We start from the raw sequence: 21,187 nt of genomic DNA on the forward strand, positions 1-21,187 counted from the left end.
CCGCAACTTTACCTGAAAATGACATTAGCTAGATCAAAAATCCGGCATAGTGTACTCGTTTTATCTAATGTAATTGCTCATGGGTGAAGCTTGGAGCAAACACGAGAACGAACATAAAAAATTGACGAGGCCCCTAAAAGACCCCACCAATCTCATCACTCAAAGCGTTGGTCGAGCTTAGTAGCCCGCAGCGTGCCCGTCTTTACGACTCTCTGAGGCACCACGATAAACACCGGTTTCGGCATTAAAGCCAATCGCTTGGTATCCACCAAAATCGCCTAGCGCATCGCGCAGCACATGACCTTTCTTAATCAGTTCACGGCGAGTTTCTTCCGGGAAACCCGATTCTAGACTCACATAGCCGCCGTCATTCATCACTTCACCCGTTGGCTGAGTAGAACCCGTGTGCAAAATGCGCGGTGCATCGCCCGCCTCTTGCAGATTCATTTTAAAATCAACAAGGTTCATAATAATTTGCGCGTGCATTTGTGGCTGAGTCGCACCGCCCATCACCCCAAAGCTTAACCAAGGTTTACCGTCCTTAGTCACAAAGGCAGGAATAATAGTGTGGAACGGACGTTTACCCGGCTCGTAGGAGTTGAAACGGCCTGGGGTTAAGTCGAACATTTGGCCACGATCCTGCAGCACAAAACCAAGATCCGGCGGTGTCATGCCCGATCCCATACCGCGGTAATTACTCTGAATTAAGGACACCATATTGCCGTCTTTATCAGCCGTAGTCAGATACACAGTATCACCGTGCATCAGCGCAGGATTGCCCGCATCGACACTCATCGCGGCTTTATTTGGGTCAATCAGCTTGGCACGTTCGTAGTTGTATTTCTCCGAAATCAGCGCTTTAACAGGGATTTTGTTAAAGGCCATATCGGCATAGAACTTAGCGCGATCGGCAAAGGCGAGCTTTTTCGCTTCAACAAACAGGTGCACATATTCGGGGCTGTTATATCCCATGGCCGCGACATCGTAGGGCTCCATGGTTTTTAAAATTTGCAGCGCCGCGATCCCTTGACCATTGGGTGGCAACTCCCACACATCATAGCCACGATAGTTGGCTGAAACTGGCTCAACCCACTCGCTGCTATGACTGGCTAAGTCATCATAACTTAAGTAGCCACCTTGTGCTTTCATGTACTTATCAATGCTCTTGGCGATATCCCCTTTGTAAAAGGCATCGCGGCCACCCTTAGCGATTTTCTCATAGGTGTTAGCCAGTGCTGGATTTTTAAAGATTTCGCCCCTTTCAGGAGTTTTGCCATTAGGCATATAGGTTTCTTTAAAGCCGGGGAATTTCGCGAGTTTTTTGCCACTACCCGCAAGGTAGTAGGCAATAAGTTCTGAAACAGGGAAGCCTTCACGGGCATAGCTAATTGCCGGTGCGAGATTCTCCGCCATGGACAATTTGCCAAATTTATTATGTAGCTCAAACCAACCATCTACTGCACCAGGAACAGAGACGGGCAACGGTCCGTGCGGTGGCAAGTAATCTAAGCCGAGGGATTGGAGCTTTTCGAGGGTCAAGGATTTTGGACTACGGCCAGAGGCGTTTAAGCCGTAGAGTTTTTTATCTTTTGCACTCCAAACAATCGCAAAGAGGTCGCCACCCACACCCGCTCCGGTCGGTTCTACTAGACCCAACATGGCGTTGGCTGCAATCGCCGCATCCAAGGCGCTACCACCCTGCTTGAGCACATCGATGGCGACTTGAGTGGCTAATGGCTGACTTGTTGCCGCCATTCCTTGGGTAGCATACACCTCAGAGCGGGTTGCAAAGGCTTTTCCGGTTATCCTGTCCATGGCCATCACTCCCGATGACGACATCAATGTCGTCACTGTTACTAAGGTACAAAATGATCTTATTGTTTTTATCATAATTCCTCCCAATCTGGAGGCATAAAAGTAACAAGTAAGATTGGAAATATCAGCTATCTAGTCCTGTTTTTACTGAAGTTAAACGTAAGCAAAAGTGTCATACTTTCAACTGAAAGCCGTTATTTTACAGGTTGGCGCATGATTCCAGCCCTAAATACTAGGACTCAAATAACACGAGAGTGTGTGGCTCAGTGCTTAATCCCACTCTTTGCCCCACATTGAACTGCATTATTTGGCTACGCACTTCTAAATAATAGGCATGGGATGCCGCCTCAACTTTCACCCAGTAATGGCAAAATGCGCCTGAGAATCGTCGCTCAGTGATAGTGCCTACCCCTGATTCATCGACATTAATAGCCAATTGTTGTGGTCGCAGAAACACTTGCCCATTGAACGTATTGGATTGCGATAATGGTGTGAGACTGCGTAATTGGCCAATCGGTGTTGCAACGCTATGCCCATCAAGCACCTCGGCGGGTAAATAATTACCACTACCAAGAAAATCAGCTACATATCGGCTATTTGGTGCAGCATATAAATCCTCTGAGCGGCCATATTGCACTATTACGCCCTGGTTTAATATTGCCAACGTGTCTGCAAATACAAACGCCTCATCCTTACTGTGGGTCACAAAAACGGCACTGACATTACGCTGCTTTAGAATGCTGCGAATCTCCGCCATCATGCTGTGGCGCACCTGAGCGTCAATATTTGAAAAAGGCTCATCGAGCAATAGTAATTGCGGCTCATACGCCAGCGCCCGCGCTATCGAGACTCTCTGTTGCTGACCGCCTGAAAGCTCATGGGGATAGCGCTTGGCTAATCCTTCAAGCTTCACCAAGGCAAGCATTTCATCTAACCGTGCTTGGCGCTGCGAAGCAGTTAACTTTGACACACCAAAGAGAATATTTTCTGCCACCGTTAAATGGGGAAACAATGCATAATCTTGAAAAATCATCCCGATACCGCGCCGCTCGCTCGGTACAAACTGGCCAGCACCACTGACGACATTGCCATTGATATGGATCTCGCCTTGGCTAATCGCCTGCAATCCCGCGATAGCCCGCAGCAAGGTGGTTTTACCACAGCCACTCGGGCCTAACAGGGCTGAGATTTCCCCTGGCTGGATTGTCAAATCTAATCCCTGGAGCACCTGCTGCCCCTGATAATCGCTATGAACTTGATGAATACTAAGCGTACTGGTCATCGGCTATCTTGCTCCAAGGAACGGTTTAAATAAATTAAAGGGACTAAACCCACAAGCACAATCACAATGGCGGGCAACGCGCCATGCTCAAGCTTTTCGTCAGACACAAACTGGAATACATAGGTGGCGAGATTTTCAAAACCGATTGGCCTCAGCAGTAGTGCTGCAGGTAGTTCCTTCATACTTTCAATAAACACCAATAATGCACCAGCAAATAAGCCCTTGGTGAGCAATGGTAAATGAACTCGTTGCAACAACTGTCTGGGCGTCTGCCCTAGCGTCAAACTCACCATGTCTAACGAAGGGGAGATACGCTTATAGCTAGCCTCGACACTGCCAATTGCAATCGCCGCAAAGCGAACACAGAATGCAAACACCAGTGCAGTAGTACTCCCCGTGAGAAGCAGGCCTGGGCCTGATAGGCCAATCCATTCTGCCATGTCATTAATCGCAAAATCGAGCAGCGTTAAAGGCACCAATACACCAATGGCAAGTACAGTGCCAGGCAGCGCATACCCAGTTGACGCTAATCGGGAAGGCAAAGTGTCTGTCGCTCTAGGACTTACGCGGCGAATAAACATTAATAACAGCGCAATGAGGCAGCAGATAAGGCTAGCAATCAGCGCTAAGCTAAAACTGTTAAGACTCAGTTGCCAAAAAATTGGATCCCAACTCTGCTCAAAATAATCGATGGCATAGGATAATAGAATGCCAGAGGGCAAAATAAAGCTCAGCAATAACAGTAAAATGCAATAACCTATAGCCAACAGAGTTTGTATTGGAGAGAGCCGATATAAATCGCTCTCTTGAATACGGGATTGTTTTTGAAATAGCTGCTGTTTGCGACGAGCAAAGCGCTCAAACCCAATCAGACTAAATACTACCAGCAAAATAATGGCCGATAACTTAGCTGCTGCGGTTAAGTTGCCATAACCAAGCCATGTGTCGTACACCGCCGTGGTCAACGTCGGTAAGGCAAAGTAGCTCACCGTCGCAAAATCCGCGGCGGTTTCCATCGCCACTAAAGCCACGCCGACGGCAATCGCCGGCCTTGCCATTGGCAAAGACAAACGCCAAAAACTTTGCCAAGGTGAACACCCCATTATTCGCGAGGCGTGCGCCAAGCTTAAGGATTGTTCCATAAAGGCTGTACGGACTAATAAATAAATGTAGGGAAAGAGCACCAGCGACAATACGCAAGCAGCCCCGCCCAAAGACCGAATTTCCGGAAAAAGGTAATCCTTTGGCGAATTCCATCCAAATAAGGAGCGCAGTCCCATCTGTACGGGTCCTGCATAGTCGAGTAAGTCCGTATACACATAGGCGACGATGTAAGCTGGCATAGCTAATGGCAACAGCAAAGCCCATTGTAGATAACGCCTACCAATGAATTCACAGCGCGCCATTAACCAAGCACAGGGCAGTGCCAGCAATAATGCCCCGACACACACCCACAACATCAGCCAAAGGCTGTTGGATATATATGTTGGCAACACGGTGGAGAGCAGATGAGCGAATACGGCCTCATCGGGCTGAGCCGCTTGAAAAATTAATGCTAAGAGGGGTAACACCAGTAGCGCGGCTATGGCATAACCAGTAAGCGACCAGCTTCTGGCTAATCCTAAAATCATGTGAGTCCTTTAAGGTCAATGCGCCAATTAATGGCGCACTGACTGGTTTAAATTGTCTTACTAAAGGTCAAACTGTACTTCATCTAACAACTTAACCGCCGCTTGGTGATATTCTGCCAATTTAAAAATCGGTAACTGATCAGATTTAAACTCGCCCCAAGAGGCCACTAAGGTAGAAGGAGCAACATCAGCTTTAACTGGATATTCCATATTTACCTCGGCATAGGCCTTTTGTGCTACATCTGCCGATAAAAACTCCATTAACTTGATGGCATTGTCTTTGTTCGGTGCATGGCGAGTGAGCACCATGCCAGAGACGTTCACATGGGCACCACGATCTGCCTGATTAGGGAAATTAATGTTCACGGCTTCTGCCCAGCTCTTTTGCTCAGGATCTTGCAACATATTGCCGTAGTAATAGCTATTACCAATCGCGATATCACATAAGCCTTCTTTTACGGCTTTAACCTGCGCTCTATCGTTACCTTGTGGCTTGCGAGCTAAGTTGGTTTTCACTCCCTGCAACCATGTTTTAGTCTCCGCTTCACCGTGATGGGCAATCATAGAAGCCACTAAGGCTATGTTGTAAGGATGCTTACCACTTCGGGTACAAATTTTACCTTTGTACTTAGGATCGGCGAGTTCTTCATAACTTATCGTTTGAGTTTCGAGGCGATCTTTTGCCGTATAGAGGTTACGTACACGCATCGTTAATGCATACCATTGGCCCTCGGGATCTCGATATTGTGCGGGAATATTCGTGTTCAACTTGTCACTGTTCACCGGTGAAGTTAGATCTTTTTCAACCAGTTCAACGAGACGGGAAAAATCTGAAGTTAACACTAAATCTGCAGGTGAAAGACGCCCCTCTCGGGCGATACGTTCGGCGATGCCATCTTTGGCAAACACTAGGTTGACGCTAATTCCCGTATCTTCTGTAAAGCGTTTCAAAATCGGCTCAACCAAAAAAGCTTGGCGGTATGAATAAACCGTTAATTTCTCATCCGCGTACGCAGACTGTGCAACCGACATTAACCCGAACAAAGCAGCAAACGTTACCCTTTTCATTAGCGACTACTCCCCAAATTGATTATATCGAACCTAGTGTGTACTCAAATTATTAATGATAATAATTATCAGTTATGCAAGGGTAATAGATCCCATCAACAAGGGCAATATAAGTGATAACATTTTGTTTTTGCGAGAATTAACTTAAAACTGGTGATTATCTCAAATCAAACTAAACTGAACCTTAATTCGCTTAAAATTCATAAGGAGGCAGTATGTTTGGTGTGTTATTACTGCTTGTCGCCGTGGCTGCGTTACTCGCGTTTATGGTACTTAAACGCAGCTCAAAAAAGGGGAAACATTTTGTTAAATCAATGAAAGTAAGTAATAAACAGCAACATCTCCCTGACACTTCGGATAAGCGTTTTCACTGTGTCAGTATTGAGCATTATGGCAACTGCTGTGAAAAAGCGAATGAGGTCAAAGGTAAACGTTTTTTGTCAAAGGAAGCCCCTGAGATCCCGATGGAAGAATGTACCTATCCCGATTGCCATTGCCGCTATCAACACTACGATGATAGACGGCACAATGAAGACGAACGCAGAATGGACTATGGGGTGACCCACGATCTCTATGGCCTTTTCGGTGAGGAAAATCGCCGCGAAAATCGACGGGGAAGACGTTCAAACGACTAATCCCATTATTTTTAGTGCGGGCGAGTCTCTATAAAAGCGGGCAGATCACGCATCTGGCTAAACCACAACGCAGTAGCGGGAGCGACTTTACGCCAGTCAAGCTCTGGGTGTCTAAAGTCGATATAATCCAATAGGCAAATTAGCGCCAACTGCGGAGCCTGAATGGTTGTTTGCGTAATAACGGCCTGATTTTCCATCTGCATTAAGCCGCGAAGTAACGCCTGCTCGAAACGTGAAGTCCAAAAAGCCGAACGCACACCTTCATCTTCACGCATCTGTTCCTGACGTAGCTTTACCGAACTGTCGATTAAGCCCTTGATTAAGGAAAACTGACACTGCAACACCCAATTATTTGCTTTGCCGCCAAACATTTGATTATCCCCAAGCTCAGCATCGAGATAACGCATAATGACTTCGCTATCAAAGATAGGTACACCGTCGTTGGTGATAAGGCAGGGAATTTGCCCTAGGGGATTAGCATCGAGCAGCTCGGCAGTATTTTCCATTGGGTTAATGATCACTTCCTCAATATCGGTAATCCCAAGGTAGCGAATTAAACTACGAACGCAGCGGGCATAGGGTGACGCTAGCGAGCAAAGCAACTTCATGTACATCTCCTTACATACAATAAAAATCAGCTTAACGGGGTAACGAGTTAATACTCGCTCATTACCAATATTTCTCTACGGTGATTTGTCCAGGTTCTCGGCGCAAATTTTTGGTTAATCCCTTATTAATGAGCGCGATTTGTGCATCACCTATCATCCCCGGATTACCACAAATCATGACTTGAGAATCCTTTGCGCTGATGGTCAGCCCCACTTTACGCTCAATTTCCCCCGAGACCAATCCATCGGGGATACGGCAACTTAATGCGCCTGGCATTGCTTCACGAGTTATACAAAGGCACAGCATAAACTTATCTGGATACTGTATAACCCAGGCGCGTAATTTATCGAGATAGGCTAAATCCTTAGCCTCACGCACACCATAAACCAGTACGATCTTTTCAAACCGTTGCCAAGGCTCATCGGTATCGAGCATCGACAGAAAGGGACCAACAGCTGTGCCTGTGGCTAAAAACCACAAATGCTTGCCCTGAGTCTCCCCTTTAGGGATCTCGTCTAAGGTCATAAAACCGGTTGCAGTTGGGGTAATGTCGATTTCATCACCGATATTGAGGTGCTGCAGCGTTGGTGAGAGCTGCCCTTCCTCGACAGCGACCGCGAGGATTTCGGCATAGGGTTTATCGGGGGAATTAACGAGGGAATAAGCTCTGGCTATGCGTTTATCATCTCGAACTTGGCTGAGTTTAATAAATTGCCCAGGAATAAAAGGCGCGATTTCCGCTTTAATCCGCAGCGAAAATAATTTATCACTCCAATCAATGCGCTCAATAACGCATCCCTTAGTCCACATAACCTGCCCTCAAGCAAATGTTAAATAGACTTCTAGCATAGACCCTAATCTAGACAACAAAAACCCCTTTTAATAAGGGGTTTTATGTCGTTAACATCCGGCTCAACTTAGCTAAGCATTTGAGGTTTCATCTGATTTTTTATTAAAACTGTCTCTAAAGGCCTGTAGCCCCTCTTGTACTAAACCGTAGGTTTTATCCACGCCAGCGGCAATATCACCCTCAAGCACTTTAAGGCCCGACAAAATATCCCGGGCTTCCTTAAAGCCGTTATCGATAGCGCCACCGATAATGTCCATAAAGCTACTCAACTGTTCATCGAAGCCCATGCTCGAATTTTGCTGCTGGTGAATACTAAAAAATTGAGTCGCAAAACTCACAATGCGATCGGCTGTCGCCTCAGGTGAAGTATCGACATTATTGTCGTAGGCGGTTTGAGTAGCATTTGCCCCCATGGTCGGTGCCAGCTCTTTATCAATCGCCTCTATCGCAGCACGATAAAGCAATGTCATCGATTGATCACCCGACTTAAGGGAGACATTTTCCTGAGCAGAAAGTATCGCCTGATTCATCAAATGTTTGCTCGTTTGACTAACCGTCAGCTTAGTTGTGGCTTCGCTTGCGCTGCTTGTCTTGGCTGATTTAGCGTTTTCCCAGTTGGTCGCCATATTTTCAGCGTATTTTCGCTGTGACGATGAAGTAATAGGCATTTGAGAAGCTTGCTTGATTTCCATGATGGTAATCCAATCAATACGGGTTAGCTTAATTATCGGCTAAAAATAAAGCGACTTTAGAAAATTTCCCCCGTGCATTAGTATCAATAACATAGGAATAATACTGTGGTGCTTAAGTTATTTAGTCTTAAATATTTAACGACTAAATCAATCTAAGCATTTTGCACTTCACCACAGAAATAGCACCCAAGCTCAAAAAGGATGTCACTATGGCAACGATGCCGTATCACTCATTTCGAAGGCCAAACATATTCGTCGCTTTAGTCCTCGCCATTGCATGTGTATTCTCCTCGGCGGTCCTTGGCATGTCTTCGGCCTATGCTGATAACCGTCTAATTATTCTCGTGAGGCATGCCGAGAAATCCGATTATCCTATCGGGGATCCCGCGCTTTCTTCTGCGGGAGAATTACGAGCCATAAGTCTGATCTCTGCCCTTAAGCGCACGCCGCTGTCGCAATTAATCGCCACCCAATATCAACGAACCCAGCAAACCTTAGCTCCGATTGCTATGGCCCGTCACCTCACAGTAACAGTGCTGCCAGCAAAGAAACCGATAGAGGCACATATCCAACAAATTGTTGAGCAAGTCCATGCCGTCAAAGGCAATACGCTCATTGTAGGACACTCCAATACCATTCCCTTGATCATCAAAGCGCTCAATGGACCAGAACTCAATGCAATGGCAGAAGATGACTACAGTCAGTTGTTCTTACTTTCGATTCAAGATGGCCAGAAGGCGAGTCTAATCACCACCCACTACGGACAGGAATAGAGGATCTCAAATGCAGAAAACTAACTGGTTTATGTGGGGATTGGATCTGTTTTCGGGATTATTTTTAATACTGCTTGGATTGGGGTTTCTTGCCATTATCTATATGTACATTGCCGATAAAGTACAAACCAAACAAGCCATTAGACACAACTACCCCGTCATTGGCCGCTTTCGATATTTGTTCGAAAAACAGGGGGAGTTCTTCAGACAATACTTTTTCGCACAAGACAGGGAGGAGCTCCCTTTTAACCGCGCCGAACGCAGTTGGGTATACCGCGCAGCCAAAAATGTCGATCGAACTATCGCCTTTGGTTCAACAAGACCCCTAGATTGTCCGGGGGCAATTATGTTTATGAATACCGCCTTCCCTACACAGGACTCTGACATCACCCCAATACTGCCACTCAGTATTGGTAACGACTGCCGACACCCCTATACCACCCACGCTATTTGCCATATTTCCGCCATGAGTTTTGGTGCGTTATCTCGCCCCGCCATCACCGCCCTTTCCCAAGGTGCCGCTCAAGCGGGTTGCTGGCTAAATACCGGTGAGGGTGGATTAAGTTCACATCACTTAAAAGGCGGTTGTGACCTCGTGTTTCAAATCGGCACTGCAAAATACGGAGTACGCAATGCAGAAGGACATTTAGATGATGAAAAACTCAGAGCGATTGCCGCCCATTCCGAAGTCAAAATGTTTGAGATCTAAATGAGCCAAGGTGCAAAACCCGGTAAAGGAGGGATATTACCCGCAATCAAGGTGACCGAAGAAATCGCCCATATCCGCGGTATCCCGCAGGGACAGGATTCCATTAGCCCGAATGGTCATATTGAGTTTAAAAATGTCGGCGATATTTTGGATATGATTGCAAGGGTGCGTGGAGTAACAGGTAAACCGACAGGGATAAAGGCGGTACTTGGTGATGTGCAATGGCTTGAGGATTTTTGTGATGAAATCGAACGGCGTGGCGAGTCCTCCGCCCCAGACTTTTTCACCTTAGACAGTGCCGACGGCGGGACAGGCGCCGCGCCGCAACCTTTAATGGACTATGTCGGTCTACCACTCAAAGAAAGCCTGCCTATTCTGGTTAATGTGCTTATCCAGCGTGGACTGCGTAAACGTATCAAAATCATTGCATCGGGCAAACTTATCGTGCCTTCTCGGGTTGCTTGGGCCTTGGCGCTAGGCGCCGATTTTATTACCTCTGCGCGGGGGAATATGTTCGCCCTGGGTTGCATTTAAGCCCTGCAGTGCAACAAAGATACTTGCCCTACGGGAATTACCACTCACAATCGCAGGCTACAAGAAGGTTTAGATCCCAAGGATAAATCCGTTCGGGTGGCTAATTACCATCACAATCTACACCACGACTTAGGCCTAATTGCCCATTCCTGTGGCGTTCAAGAACCCAGACAGTTAAAACCTCACCATGTGCGAATTGTGCTCGAAAGTGGCTTATCTATATCGCTCGATAAATATTATTCACATATGAATAACCAATTGTATTTATGATAATAATATCTGAAGTTTTGGAAATTTTGAGAAATTTGAATAGACATCACGAAAAAGGTAAGATTCGTGAAGTAAATGGTTTCCACTAAACCACCTACTTTAAGGAAAGATTTTGAAAGACAGTATTGTAAATCCATTGTCAGCCAGCAAGACCATGAGCACGAGCTGCAAAAATTGCAATCGCTTAACGGAAATTGAAGGTGAATTGGTGTGTTTTCGTGAAGGACGAATTATTCGTCTCACGCTTATGGATGAATCGACAACTAAGCTGAATTTGCTGTGCGAAGGATGGAAATCAACAAAGAACAAGGGAATATAACAATGTATATTCCCTCAACCTATAACAGCCCCACTTTTTACTGAAGCCATTAACGAATATTCCACGCAGCCGTTTTAGCCGAACTTACGCCACGTACAATCCCAGCTAAATCTATATATTGATTCAATTTAGCCAAGGTTAAACGGCGGGTTGTTACCTTAAGCCCCGCATTTAATTCCGAATGAATGCGTTGCAGAGAGTCCATATCGACGCCACGTTTTTTCAGTGTCGCCATTACAGCAAACCAATCTGTGCTCACAGTCTCTAATCTGCCTTCGATATTGACTCTTAATGCCATATTTTCCATGCCAAGCACCTATTTTCTTATGTTTGGCAGCGAGTATAGTAAGGCCAAGCTGAATAAAAACTGAATTGTTCCTTGCTGTTAATTCTCTGAAGTGGCCTGTTGTTGCTCATTTTGTATGCGCCATAATTTGGCATACAGGCCATCGAACGCTAAAAGTGACTTATGGGTGCCCTGCTCCACAATTTGCCCTTGGCTCAGTACGACAATCTGATCAGCATCGACAATAGTAGAAAGTCGATGAGCCACGACTAAACTCGTGTGTCCCTTAGCAACCTCACGCAATGCCGCCAAAATGGCCTGCTCAGAACGACTATCGAGTGACGATGTTGCTTCATCAAACACGAGGACAGGCGAGCCCTTCAATATAGCTCTAGCAATCGCAACCCGTTGTTTTTCACCGCCCGAAAGTTTTAAGCCGCGCTCGCCCACTTTGGTGTCCCACCCCTGTGAGAGCGAGGCGATAAACTGTTCTAGATGGGCAAGTTTAATAGCATGACGCACTTCGTCATCGCTGGCACTCGGTCGCCCATAACGAATATTCTCCACAAGGGAATCGTTAAATAACACTGTATCTTGGGGGACGATGGCGATGGCCCTGCGCAGCGCCTCTTGGGTTAAGTGTCGTATATCGTGTCCGTCGATATAAATTCGGCCCTGATCGACATCGTAGAAACGAAACAATAACTTGATGAGTGTCGATTTGCCGGCGCCACTGTCGCCGACAACCGCGACTTTTTGACCCGCAGACACCTTAAAACTCACATCCTTTAAAATGGTTCTGTCATCGTAGCTAAAATTCACATTCTCAAACGATAATTCACCCTTTGTCGGCTGAAAATCTATCGCATCGGCGCTATCGACTATGGTCGGCTGTTTGTCGAGCAGGCTAAACATGCGTTCGATATTGGCAAGGGCTCCACGTATTTCACGGTAGACAAAGCCTAAAAAGTTTAGCGGCATAAACAGCTGCATCATAAAAGCATTGATAAGTACGAAGTCACCAATGGTCATATCACCCTCGGTAACGCGATAAGCGGCCAGTGCCATCATCGCCGTCATCGCAAAGGCAATAATAAACGCCTGACCACCGTTCAGGGCAAATAGCGATAAGCGATTCTTCCGCTTCGCTACCTCCCACTCATCGAGCGCCTGATCATAACGATCGGATTCATAACGCTCATTATTGAAATATTTAACCGTTTCGTAATTCAGCAGACTGTCAATGGCGCGGGTATTAGAGAGTGAATCAGCCTTAGCCGCATCACGCACATATTCAGTGCGCCACTCTGTCGCGATAACTGAAAACCAAACATAGGCAACAACGGAGAAAAAAGTAATGGCTGCAAAGGCGATTCCATAATTGAAAAAGAAAATACCAATCACCATGGCAATTTCGAGCAGGGTCGGCACTATATTGAACACCATAAAGCGCATCAAAAAGCTCACGCCGCTGGTACCGCGCTCAATGTCCCTCGACAGCCCTCCGGTACGACGCTCTAAATGAAAATCGAGATCCAGTCGATGCAAATGGTCAAAAACCGCCAAGCCTAAGCGTCTAATCGCCCGCTCGGTCACTCGCCCAAACAAGGTGTCGCGGATTTCACCTGTGATGACTGTTAATAATCGCACCATCCCATAGGCTAATACTAATCCCACGGGCACACTCAGTAGCTGTGCGGTTTTGTTAGCATCTAAGGTATCGACAAGGTCTTTTAGGATAAAGGGCAAACCTACACTGGCCAGTTTCGCCACGATAAGGCAGGACATGGCGAGGGTAATTCGGCCTTTGTATTCGAGTAAATAGGGCCAAAGTAACTTAAGCACATGCCAATTAAGTTTTTCTATCGGACCTTCGAAATAGAGTGATGGGCGCATAGGAGAGTACCTTAAGAATTGTCCGCCAAGTGTAACAGCAGTACTGTGCTGAAAGGTAAGTTCAATTAACAAAATTAAAATGAAATCAGAGTGATTTTCTACACTTGGACGCAATAACTCATAACCCCCTAGGATGTCTAAAAATTGTCATACCAAGGACTTACCGCTAGTCAATAGCTGCAATCAATTAAACTCAGCGTAAAACCGCAGCCAACATGGCTTTTTATTAGTACAGTAAACGCTAAAAAAGTCTGTGCTATCAAGGCTTGAACTGTTGATTATTTTTTCAGTTTTACCCAAAATGGCCCAATGGACTGATGATTATGCAACAGGATGTGCTGACTACTGGCCGCGTTTCCGATGAGAGCCAAAGAAACAACATCGGTGTTGCGATAACAATAAAAATAACCAAATCAATCAAGACCAAAGGAAGCTTTATGTTGGATTCATCTAAAGTTCAATACCCACCGTTACCACTGATCCAGACTTGGGTGTGGATGATGATAGAATCAGGTAATCCAGAAATTCAGGAAAAGGGCCGCAGTAATTTAATTGGCGCCTTTGGTAGTCTCGCTAAGGCAAACGAATACTTAGCTGAAATGAGCAAAAAATAACAAAATTAAAGGCGCTTAAGCGCCTTTAATGTTAATGCGTAGGACTCCAGTCCATTAAGCGATGTGCTCACGACGAGCAGCAACACTGTCACTCAACATCGCCAATAGGCGCTCGGTATCCTCCCAACCAATACAGGCATCGGTAATACTCTGGCCATAACACAAAGGTTGGCCCTCGATCAGATCCTGACGCCCTTCAACAAGGTGGCTTTCCACCATAACACCGAAGATAGCCTGGTTGCCTCCAGCCACCTGTCCTGCCACATCCTCAGCCACCAACATTTGGCGCTGATATTGTTTAGAACTGTTGGCATGGCTAAAGTCGATCATAATATTGTCAGCCAATTTGGCCTGTTGCAGCTGCGCGCTGATCTCGGCAACATGGGACGCACTGTAATTTGGCTCTCGACCACCACGCAAAATGATGTGGCAATCTGGGTTGCCCTTAGTCGACACAATGGCCGAATGGCCAAATTTAGTCACCGACAGGAAATGATGCGGCGCATTGGCTGCACCAATGGCGTCGATAGCCACTTTGATAGTGCCGTCGGTACCGTTTTTAAAGCCAACAGGGCATGACAGACCCGAAGCCAGCTCACGGTGAACCTGTGACTCCGTTGTACGCGCACCAATCGCGCCCCAACACATCATATCGGCAACATACTGTGGAGTGATCATATCGAGGAATTCACCCGCAGTTGGCATACCAGAGTCGTTTAAATCGACCAATAACTTACGTGCGGTGCGCAGGCCATCATTGAGTTTAAAGCTGTTGTCCAGATAAGGATCGTTGATTAGCCCCTTCCAGCCCACTGTGGTACGGGGTTTTTCGAAGTAAACCCGCATCACAATCTCTAACTGGCTCTTATACTTTTCACGTAGGGCAACTAAACGCTGACCATATTCCAAGGCAGCCTTAGGATCATGGATAGAGCAAGGACCAATAACCACTAGCAGGCGATCATCATCCTTGGTAAGAATATTGTGGATGCTCTGACGGGCATTAAACACAGTAGCAGAGGCTTTTTCGGAGGCAGGAAATCGTTCGAGGATCGCAATCGGTGGAAGTAATTCCTTAATCTCATTAATGCGAACGTCATCATTCTGATAAAACATAATTTACTGCTCCAACTTAGTTTTTTTGGCTGTGTCTACTATTGCAAAAGGAATTCTCAACTGCACTACTGAGTTCAATTTATCTAGTATGCGAATTTTATGCAACCAAGTTGTCAAAATTTCAAAAATTCATATATAACACATTGTTTTAAAATATTTTTAAAAATATAAATCATAAATACTTTAATTAAGTGCATTCGACTGGTGCAAACGGGAGATTGCCTAGAAATGAGAATAATCCGAAAGAGTATGCTCCCTCAGCTTGCTTGGCCTTAATTAAACCGTTCAAGGAAGCATGGATATATACACTTGAATGCCTTAATGCTGCTGCATTGCCTTTAATTTTGCCTGATACCTAAATTTGTCGGTTGCCTCGCGACTCAATGCAAATGCCCTTTCCATATTTTGTTTGGCTCGCTTTTCATCCCCTAATACCCAATAGGTACGCGATAACCCAAAGAAGAATTCATGACGATAATCTGCCCTTTCAACCGCCCGCTTATACCAAGTCAAGGCCGCATCATATTGATGTTCATCGAAGGCATGTTCAGCCATATCATAGTAATAAAAAGGATTTTGAATACGGGCTAATTCGAGCACTTTGTTGACCTCAGCCCATTCTTCCAGCCGCCCCTGCTCCCCTAAAATCAACGCTAGGTTATACAGGGTCGTCATATCTTTAGGGTCAAACTGAAGGGCATAGCGATAGGCTCGCTCAGCAAGATGATTATTCCCCCGATGACGATAAATCACCGCTAACGTATTTAATGCTGGGACAAAATTGCCTGCCTTAAGCCCTGCCTTTACTAATGCGTAAGCTCTATCAACATCCCCATCAACTAGGGATTCGGCCGCCATATTGTTGTAGAACATGGCGGTTAGGGTTTGGCGACTAATCAGTGTTTTTTGATATCCCCTCAAAGTACGCTCTGGCATAAAATCGACTAATATCGCATGGCTCGAAACATAGACAGTGTTACCTATTTCAGTGGGCAAAAAACGTAAATTGACATGGCCATTGACGAGGTAAAAGTTACCCTGCTTATCCCAAACAGGTTCGATAGCAATATCCTGAAACTCGGTGCCGATGTTAAAGATATCGGCGAGCGCCGATGCCATGATGACTAGGGACATACAATTGCCCGCACGCTGGTCATAGGTCAAACTCGCCACTTGAGTAAGGTTGTCCTGATAGCGAAAATGACTCTTACCCCCCTCTTGATTAGCATTGATGTACATAGCAAGCCATTGGTGCACAGGCAATGGGCTTTTACTGCTGAAATTATGCCGTTCAAAAGCCCTTCTAGCCTCAGTCACAGCTTCAGCTGGTAGGGCAAAAATAGCGTCAACACTTGGAATATCGTTAACTGGTTTAAAGAGGCTATCGGCAAATAGAGCCTCAATGTCTTCTTGCTTAGGTCTTTGCGATGACGAGCTACAAGACCATAACAGACTCAACAACACACCAAATAGAATCCCACTAAGAATCGCGCGTAATCTTGCCATCATTCATCCCCATTGAGTGACGTCTATTTGAGCTTATGTCAACTTGGCAAAAACACGCCACTAAATGGTTACAAATAGTGAATGACTAGATTGCAGGGGTAACTGTTTTAGCGTTGTCTGGGTGGGTTAACTTTAATAAACACATCTTGCTGCTGATAACGATAAGGCCGATAAGTCTCCTGACCACAGCTAAAATAGGGGTAGGGATGTTGCAGTGCGATGCAGCCAATGGGCAGTGACTGTAAAATGTGAATTTGCTCTTGAGTTCTCAGAGACTCTTGCCACGCATGATCCTTAAGCAGTTGATCGCGAACGGCAAACACATCAACGGGCTCCTCACTAGAGCGAGTCACTATTACCTCTCCTGCATAGGTAGAGGTCGCACCGACCATCATGAGCATAAAACACCAGTTCAACAGGCTAAATCCTCTGAATCCCTGTCCCATAGCTAACCTCCTACTGCTGTGAGCTTTCGTCATCCATAAAAAAACAGAGCACTAATTCATATTAGTGCTCTGTTTAACTATCCCTTGAAGGTATCAAGGGATCAAGTTGTTAGGCAGATTTTAAGCTGCACTTTTAACTGTCACAAACTCAGGGTAGGCGTCGATACCACAATCAGAAGCATCCATACCATTGTACTCTTCTTCCTCGGATACGCGGATACCTAAGGTCATCTTCAGTACAAACCATACTGCGAATGATGCTGTGAATACCCAGGCGAAGATGATGGCCGCGCCGATTAATTGTGAGCTAAAAGATGCATCGGCATTCGACAAAGGAACGCACATTAAACCGAAGAAACCCGCAACACCGTGAACAGAGATAGCACCTACTGGGTCATCAATCTTGATACGGTCGAAACCTACAATAGCAAATACCACGATACCACCAGCAACCAGACCAATCACACCGGCCATTAATAATGAGGGTGATAATGGGTCAGCGGTAATGGCGACAAGACCTGCCAGAATACCGTTGAGGATCATGGTTAAGTCTGCTTTACCCCAGATCATTTTGCACACGATCAGCGCAGAGATAGCACCGAAGGCCGCTGCAGTATTCGTGTTAACGAACACTTTAGCCACAGAGCTTGCGTTAGCAGCGTCAGATACCATCAGTTGTGAACCACCGTTGAAGCCGAACCAACCCATCCACAGAATGAACATACCTAAGGTCGCCATTGGCAAGTTAGAGCCTGGGATTGGGTTTACTTGACCGTTTGGACCGTATTTACCCTTACGCGCCCCCAGTAATAACACACCAGCGATGGCTGCAGCTGCACCTGTCATGTGCACGATACCGCTACCTGCGAAGTCAACGAAACCAAGTTGAGAGATAAAACCTGAGCCCCATGTCCAGTAACCTTCAACTGGGTAGATAATACCCGTCATCACCACAGAGAAGAGTAAGAAAGCCCAAAGCTTCATGCGTTCTGCCACTGCGCCCGAGACAATCGACATTGCCGTTGCCACGAACACCACTTGGAAGAAGAAGTCAGATTCTAATGCATGATCAGCATCGGCAGCCTGAGTGCCGATGAGTATGCCAAGAGATGGCAACCAACCGCCTTCTGTGTTGTCGACGTACATGATGTTGTAGCCAACCAGCAGATACATCACACAGGCAATTGCGTATAACACGACGTTTTTAGTTAAAATTTCAGTGGTATTTTTAGAGCGCACTAAACCCGCTTCGAGCATGGCGAAACCCGCAGCCATCCACATCACTAATGCGCCAGAAATCAAAAAGTAAAAGGTATCGAGTGCAAAACGCAGTTCAGAGACCGTGACACCTAATTTGGTTAATTCTTCCATCTTCGCCCCCTATAGCGCTTCAGTATCGAGTTCACCCGTACGAATACGGATTGCATGTTCTAAGTCGACAACGAAAATCTTTCCGTCGCCAATTTTTCCCGTATGAGCTGCAGTGGTAATGGCCTCAATCAGCATGTCTAGGTTTTCTGCTTTAGTGGCTATTTCTAATTTTACCTTAGGCAGGAAATCAACCTGATACTCGGCGCCACGGTACAACTCAGTGTGCCCTTTCTGACGGCCAAAACCTTTAACCTCGGTCACCGTCATACCCTCAATGCCAATTCCGGCGATAGCTTCACGGACATCATCCAATTTAAACGGCTTGATGATAGCGCTGACTAGTTTCATCCTGACCTCCAAAAAACACGATTGTTATTAACTTGTGTCAGAGGTAATTCAATCATCAGGCCAATATTTTAAATTGTTGTTTTTTATTAATTTATTTTATTTTCAGCTTTATTTTAAGATTAAAAATGCACCATATCTGTGCATCATAGGGAGCAGCGCACTCTTTTAGTGAGCAATTTTTGTGCAAACACTATTCGACCTTTGCCCTATTGGTGCCATTGCCCAAATAAGGTTAACTAGTGGTGCAAAAAATCAACAATCTCAGCTAAAAGTCTTCGCCAAGAAAGGAGTGACAGATGCTAAAGCCTGAAGAATGCGTACTTGTGATAGTGGATGTGCAGGGCAAGCTCGCCCAAATTATGGATAATACTGAGGGACTGCACAGGCAGCTGCAGACGTTGATCCAAGGGGCGCAGCTATTTGAAATTCCCATTCTGTGGTTAGAGCAACTCCCCGAAAAACTCGGCGCAACTAGCCCTGTGCTCCAAAACCTTTTGCTGCAAAGCACTCAGCCTATCGCCAAGCATCATTTTAGTGGTTGGCCCTGCTTAGAATTTGCAACAGCGTTAAAGACATCGACTCGCCCACAAGTCTTACTTGCAGGTATTGAAACCCATGTGTGCGTTTATCAAACCTGCCGAGATTTACTCGACCAAGGCTATGGCGTGCACGTCATAGCCGATGGGGTATCGTCCCGCAGCAACGACAACAAACAGCTAGGACTACAGATGATGCTCTCACATGGCGCGAAACTGAATAATGTGGAGTCGCTGCTCTTTGAACTGCAGCATGAAGCGCAGGGTGAACGCTTTAAGGCATTGCTAAAGTTGATAAAATAATAAGCCGTCGTTTGCGCTATCCCATCGCGAACCTTTGTGTAAGTAGGAGGCTAATCCATCCCAGCTAATTAGCACTCCTGCTCCAGCTTTTTAAGTTGCGCTTTTATCCCTGAACTCGACAAAATCCGGATATAACCATACTGCAGACTAATTACACCAAGTTTTTCTAATTTTTTTAATACTTTATGTACGCTTTGCCGTGTCAGTCCCATCATATTGGCGAGCTGCTCGCGGGTGACCCTCACAACACATTGCTCTGCACAATCGACTGCATTATGTTGGTGCTCTGCCAGCAGTAACAATCTGCGCGCAATACGGGCATCAATGCCCCTTAACGCATCATCCTCCATAACAGACATAGCCGCCCACAATCTGCGGCTCAGTAAGTCCAGCACCAAGGGATAACTCTCAGGGTATTTACCGAGCAATTGGCGAAATTTATCACCGGGAAGCTCTATTAAAGTGGCATCAGTGTGGGCTGTAGCCCCAAACACTCGCGGCGTACCGGGTGAAAAAACATTGTCACCAAACCAGCTATAGGACTCCAAAATCATCAATGAGACTTCTTTCCCGAGTGAGCTAACTGAGTTAATCCGCACCGCCCCCTTGGCAATCACCAATAAGGCCGAGTGGGCATCGCCCTTACTGTAGATAATTTCCTTAGCATCGAAATGGCGTACACGGGCAAAACTGGCCGCTTCAATTATGCCTTCGGCTGGCAATCCCGACAGCACAGGACATTTTTGGAGCAGTGCCTGCAGATTTTCCATTGCTTACCTCGCCAAACATTTTGCCCAAATGTAAATCTTTTTACATTTAGTCCGCAACTATTGTGCTGTGATAAGGTTCATACACTCTACATCAGGAAATCATAATGCAAACAGAAAACCAAACCTGCGCAAACTTTACCCATATGGAACATGGCACGGCTCAGGATTGGCAAATTATTGCCAAAAACTTCATTGAATATGCCGCAGAGTTACCCGATAGAATTATCAGTCACTTATTGATGCTTGATGGTGATTTTGGTGGTTTTCAGGTGGACAGATTGACCCATTGTTTACAAACGGCAACCCTAGCCCACCGTGATGGTAAAGATGATGAATATGTGGTCTGCGCCCTGCTGCACGATATTGGCGACACTCTAGGCTCGTTTAATCATGCCGATATTGCAGCGGCGATTCTTGAGCCCTTTGTCAGTGAGGCAAATCATTGGATGATCAAGCACCACGCTATCTTCCAAGGCTATTATTTTTTCCACTATCTCAATATGGACAGAGATCAATACAAAGCTTACAGCGAGCACCCTCACTATGAGCGCACGCTAGAGTTTGTGCGTCAGTACGATGCACCAGCATTCGACTCCAAGCTGGATACCTTACCACTAGAATTCTTTGAGCCGATGATCCGCAAGGTCTTTAAAAAGCCTGTTCGCTCACTCTACAAAAAAGCGGAAGAAGAGTTCACGGCTTAATCATTCAGCCGATTCAGGCGCCCACGAAACCTGAAATGACGACCTTCAACATTTGGAGGTCGCGATTGAAGTCGTGAGCGCCAGTTATTATGAAGTGCCAAACC

The 21,187-nt window shown here is 46.0% G+C and carries 21 protein-coding genes and 1 pseudogene; 7 read left to right on the forward strand and 15 right to left on the reverse strand.

The features are described 5' to 3' along the window. Positions 1–177 precede the first annotated feature (177 nt). From ggt to K0H61_RS14895, 4 genes are all read right to left on the reverse strand, one after another. A complete protein-coding gene (ggt, locus tag K0H61_RS14880; protein WP_220050266.1) occupies positions 178–1,890 on the reverse strand; it encodes a gamma-glutamyltransferase in 1,713 nt (570 codons plus the stop codon). Between the two features lie 157 nt (positions 1,891–2,047). Further along, positions 2,048–3,097 (reverse strand): ABC transporter ATP-binding protein, encoded by a 1,050-nt coding sequence (locus K0H61_RS14885; protein ID WP_220050267.1) that lies wholly within the window; start codon positions 3,095–3,097, stop codon positions 2,048–2,050. Next, positions 3,094–4,728, reverse strand: a complete 1,635-nt coding sequence (locus K0H61_RS14890) for an ABC transporter permease (RefSeq protein ID WP_220050268.1) — start codon at positions 4,726–4,728, stop codon at positions 3,094–3,096. The genes K0H61_RS14885 and K0H61_RS14890 overlap by 4 nt, the downstream gene beginning before the upstream one ends. A gap of 60 nt (positions 4,729–4,788) precedes the next feature. Further along, a complete protein-coding gene (locus K0H61_RS14895; RefSeq protein WP_220050269.1) occupies positions 4,789–5,796 on the reverse strand; it encodes a Fe(3+) ABC transporter substrate-binding protein in 1,008 nt (335 codons plus the stop codon). A 215-nt stretch (positions 5,797–6,011) separates the two neighbouring features. Here K0H61_RS14895 and K0H61_RS14900 point away from each other — a divergent pair, with 215 nt between their 5' ends. Beyond that, the gene (locus K0H61_RS14900; protein ID WP_220050270.1) at positions 6,012–6,431 is read left to right on the forward strand and encodes a hypothetical protein; all 420 of its coding nucleotides are present in this window, start codon (positions 6,012–6,014) and stop codon (positions 6,429–6,431) included. A gap of 11 nt (positions 6,432–6,442) precedes the next feature. On the opposite strand, the gene K0H61_RS14905 is transcribed toward K0H61_RS14900, so the two are convergent. From K0H61_RS14905 to K0H61_RS14915, 3 genes are all read right to left on the reverse strand, one after another. After that, positions 6,443–7,039 carry a glutathione S-transferase N-terminal domain-containing protein gene (locus K0H61_RS14905; protein ID WP_220050271.1) on the reverse strand — a complete coding sequence of 199 codons (597 nt, stop codon included), beginning with the start codon at positions 7,037–7,039 and terminating at the stop codon, positions 6,443–6,445. Positions 7,040–7,100: 61 nt separating this feature from the next. Next, on the reverse strand, positions 7,101–7,850 hold the full coding sequence (locus K0H61_RS14910) for a ferredoxin--NADP reductase (RefSeq protein ID WP_220050272.1): 750 nt from the start codon (positions 7,848–7,850) through the stop codon (positions 7,101–7,103). 111 nt (positions 7,851–7,961) lie between these two features. Continuing rightward, a complete protein-coding gene (locus K0H61_RS14915) occupies positions 7,962–8,582 on the reverse strand; it encodes a DUF5610 domain-containing protein (RefSeq protein WP_220050273.1) in 621 nt (206 codons plus the stop codon). A gap of 209 nt (positions 8,583–8,791) precedes the next feature. On the opposite strand from K0H61_RS14915, the gene K0H61_RS14920 reads away from it, so the two are divergent. From K0H61_RS14920 to K0H61_RS17865, 3 genes and pseudogenes are all read left to right on the forward strand, one after another. Continuing rightward, positions 8,792–9,355: a histidine phosphatase family protein gene (locus K0H61_RS14920; RefSeq protein ID WP_220050274.1), complete on the forward strand. Its 564-nt coding sequence runs from the start codon at positions 8,792–8,794 to the stop codon at positions 9,353–9,355. Between the two features lie 10 nt (positions 9,356–9,365). Then, positions 9,366–10,868 (forward strand): annotated as a pseudogene (locus K0H61_RS14925) (FMN-binding glutamate synthase family protein). A gap of 112 nt (positions 10,869–10,980) precedes the next feature. Continuing rightward, a complete protein-coding gene (locus K0H61_RS17865; RefSeq protein WP_258405959.1) occupies positions 10,981–11,187 on the forward strand; it encodes a hypothetical protein in 207 nt (68 codons plus the stop codon). A gap of 49 nt (positions 11,188–11,236) precedes the next feature. On the opposite strand, the gene K0H61_RS14930 is transcribed toward K0H61_RS17865, so the two are convergent. Both K0H61_RS14930 and K0H61_RS14935 read right to left on the reverse strand, forming a co-directional pair. Beyond that, positions 11,237–11,494 carry a hypothetical protein gene (locus K0H61_RS14930; RefSeq protein WP_220050275.1) on the reverse strand — a complete coding sequence of 86 codons (258 nt, stop codon included), beginning with the start codon at positions 11,492–11,494 and terminating at the stop codon, positions 11,237–11,239. A 78-nt stretch (positions 11,495–11,572) separates the two neighbouring features. Beyond that, the gene (locus K0H61_RS14935; RefSeq protein WP_220050276.1) at positions 11,573–13,369 is read right to left on the reverse strand and encodes an ABCB family ABC transporter ATP-binding protein/permease; all 1,797 of its coding nucleotides are present in this window, start codon (positions 13,367–13,369) and stop codon (positions 11,573–11,575) included. Positions 13,370–13,806: 437 nt separating this feature from the next. On the opposite strand from K0H61_RS14935, the gene K0H61_RS14940 reads away from it, so the two are divergent. Then, positions 13,807–13,983, forward strand: coding sequence for a hypothetical protein (locus tag K0H61_RS14940; RefSeq protein WP_220050277.1), 177 nt, complete (start codon positions 13,807–13,809; stop codon positions 13,981–13,983). A 54-nt stretch (positions 13,984–14,037) separates the two neighbouring features. On the opposite strand, the gene aroG is transcribed toward K0H61_RS14940, so the two are convergent. The 5 genes from aroG to K0H61_RS14965 form a co-directional block, all read right to left on the reverse strand. Next, positions 14,038–15,099 (reverse strand): 3-deoxy-7-phosphoheptulonate synthase AroG, encoded by a 1,062-nt coding sequence (gene aroG, locus K0H61_RS14945; protein ID WP_220050278.1) that lies wholly within the window; start codon positions 15,097–15,099, stop codon positions 14,038–14,040. Positions 15,100–15,417: 318 nt separating this feature from the next. Then, on the reverse strand, positions 15,418–16,608 hold the full coding sequence (locus K0H61_RS14950; RefSeq protein WP_434086591.1) for a tetratricopeptide repeat protein: 1,191 nt from the start codon (positions 16,606–16,608) through the stop codon (positions 15,418–15,420). Between the two features lie 104 nt (positions 16,609–16,712). Then, positions 16,713–17,000 carry a hypothetical protein gene (locus K0H61_RS14955; RefSeq protein WP_220052752.1) on the reverse strand — a complete coding sequence of 96 codons (288 nt, stop codon included), beginning with the start codon at positions 16,998–17,000 and terminating at the stop codon, positions 16,713–16,715. A gap of 171 nt (positions 17,001–17,171) precedes the next feature. Further along, positions 17,172–18,422 carry an ammonium transporter gene (locus tag K0H61_RS14960; protein WP_220050279.1) on the reverse strand — a complete coding sequence of 417 codons (1,251 nt, stop codon included), beginning with the start codon at positions 18,420–18,422 and terminating at the stop codon, positions 17,172–17,174. Positions 18,423–18,431: 9 nt separating this feature from the next. Next, a complete protein-coding gene (locus tag K0H61_RS14965; RefSeq protein WP_028761800.1) occupies positions 18,432–18,770 on the reverse strand; it encodes a P-II family nitrogen regulator in 339 nt (112 codons plus the stop codon). Positions 18,771–19,066: 296 nt separating this feature from the next. Here K0H61_RS14965 and K0H61_RS14970 point away from each other — a divergent pair, with 296 nt between their 5' ends. Then, positions 19,067–19,609 (forward strand): hydrolase, encoded by a 543-nt coding sequence (locus K0H61_RS14970; RefSeq protein ID WP_220050280.1) that lies wholly within the window; start codon positions 19,067–19,069, stop codon positions 19,607–19,609. A 68-nt stretch (positions 19,610–19,677) separates the two neighbouring features. Here the strand turns inward: K0H61_RS14970 and K0H61_RS14975 are convergent, their stop codons facing one another. After that, positions 19,678–20,379 (reverse strand): Crp/Fnr family transcriptional regulator, encoded by a 702-nt coding sequence (locus K0H61_RS14975; RefSeq protein ID WP_220050281.1) that lies wholly within the window; start codon positions 20,377–20,379, stop codon positions 19,678–19,680. Positions 20,380–20,483: 104 nt separating this feature from the next. Here K0H61_RS14975 and K0H61_RS14980 point away from each other — a divergent pair, with 104 nt between their 5' ends. Next, positions 20,484–21,083: an HD domain-containing protein gene (locus K0H61_RS14980; protein ID WP_220050282.1), complete on the forward strand. Its 600-nt coding sequence runs from the start codon at positions 20,484–20,486 to the stop codon at positions 21,081–21,083. The last annotated feature ends 104 nt before the right edge of the window (positions 21,084–21,187 follow it).

The organism is Shewanella acanthi (assembly GCF_019457475.1).
Classification (GTDB): Bacteria; Pseudomonadota; Gammaproteobacteria; order Enterobacterales; family Shewanellaceae; genus Shewanella; species Shewanella acanthi.

Excerpts from the sequence above, each read along its gene's own strand:
- K0H61_RS14895 (WP_220050269.1), bottom strand. The coding sequence starts at position 5,796 with ATGAAAAGGGTAACGTTTGCTGCTTTGTTCGGGTTAATGTCGGTTGCA.
- ggt (WP_220050266.1), bottom strand. The coding sequence starts at position 1,890 with ATGATAAAAACAATAAGATCATTTTGTACCTTAGTAACAGTGACGACA.
- K0H61_RS14960 (WP_220050279.1), bottom strand. The coding sequence starts at position 18,422 with ATGGAAGAATTAACCAAATTAGGTGTCACGGTCTCTGAACTGCGTTTT.
- K0H61_RS14955 (WP_220052752.1), bottom strand. The coding sequence starts at position 17,000 with ATGATGGTCGGTGCGACCTCTACCTATGCAGGAGAGGTAATAGTGACT.
- K0H61_RS14915 (WP_220050273.1), bottom strand. The coding sequence starts at position 8,582 with ATGGAAATCAAGCAAGCTTCTCAAATGCCTATTACTTCATCGTCACAG.
- K0H61_RS14950 (WP_434086591.1), bottom strand. The coding sequence starts at position 16,608 with ATGATGGCAAGATTACGCGCGATTCTTAGTGGGATTCTATTTGGTGTG.
- K0H61_RS14890 (WP_220050268.1), bottom strand. The coding sequence starts at position 4,728 with ATGATTTTAGGATTAGCCAGAAGCTGGTCGCTTACTGGTTATGCCATA.
- aroG (WP_220050278.1), bottom strand. The coding sequence starts at position 15,099 with ATGTTTTATCAGAATGATGACGTTCGCATTAATGAGATTAAGGAATTA.
- K0H61_RS14910 (WP_220050272.1), bottom strand. The coding sequence starts at position 7,850 with ATGTGGACTAAGGGATGCGTTATTGAGCGCATTGATTGGAGTGATAAA.
- K0H61_RS14975 (WP_220050281.1), bottom strand. The coding sequence starts at position 20,379 with ATGGAAAATCTGCAGGCACTGCTCCAAAAATGTCCTGTGCTGTCGGGA.
- K0H61_RS14920 (WP_220050274.1), top strand. The coding sequence starts at position 8,792 with ATGGCAACGATGCCGTATCACTCATTTCGAAGGCCAAACATATTCGTC.
- K0H61_RS14940 (WP_220050277.1), top strand. The coding sequence starts at position 13,807 with ATGTTGGATTCATCTAAAGTTCAATACCCACCGTTACCACTGATCCAG.
- K0H61_RS14930 (WP_220050275.1), bottom strand. The coding sequence starts at position 11,494 with ATGGAAAATATGGCATTAAGAGTCAATATCGAAGGCAGATTAGAGACT.
- K0H61_RS14935 (WP_220050276.1), bottom strand. The coding sequence starts at position 13,369 with ATGCGCCCATCACTCTATTTCGAAGGTCCGATAGAAAAACTTAATTGG.
- K0H61_RS14885 (WP_220050267.1), bottom strand. The coding sequence starts at position 3,097 with ATGACCAGTACGCTTAGTATTCATCAAGTTCATAGCGATTATCAGGGG.
- K0H61_RS14900 (WP_220050270.1), top strand. The coding sequence starts at position 6,012 with ATGTTTGGTGTGTTATTACTGCTTGTCGCCGTGGCTGCGTTACTCGCG.
- K0H61_RS14905 (WP_220050271.1), bottom strand. The coding sequence starts at position 7,039 with ATGAAGTTGCTTTGCTCGCTAGCGTCACCCTATGCCCGCTGCGTTCGT.
- K0H61_RS14965 (WP_028761800.1), bottom strand. The coding sequence starts at position 18,770 with ATGAAACTAGTCAGCGCTATCATCAAGCCGTTTAAATTGGATGATGTC.
- K0H61_RS14980 (WP_220050282.1), top strand. The coding sequence starts at position 20,484 with ATGCAAACAGAAAACCAAACCTGCGCAAACTTTACCCATATGGAACAT.
- K0H61_RS14970 (WP_220050280.1), top strand. The coding sequence starts at position 19,067 with ATGCTAAAGCCTGAAGAATGCGTACTTGTGATAGTGGATGTGCAGGGC.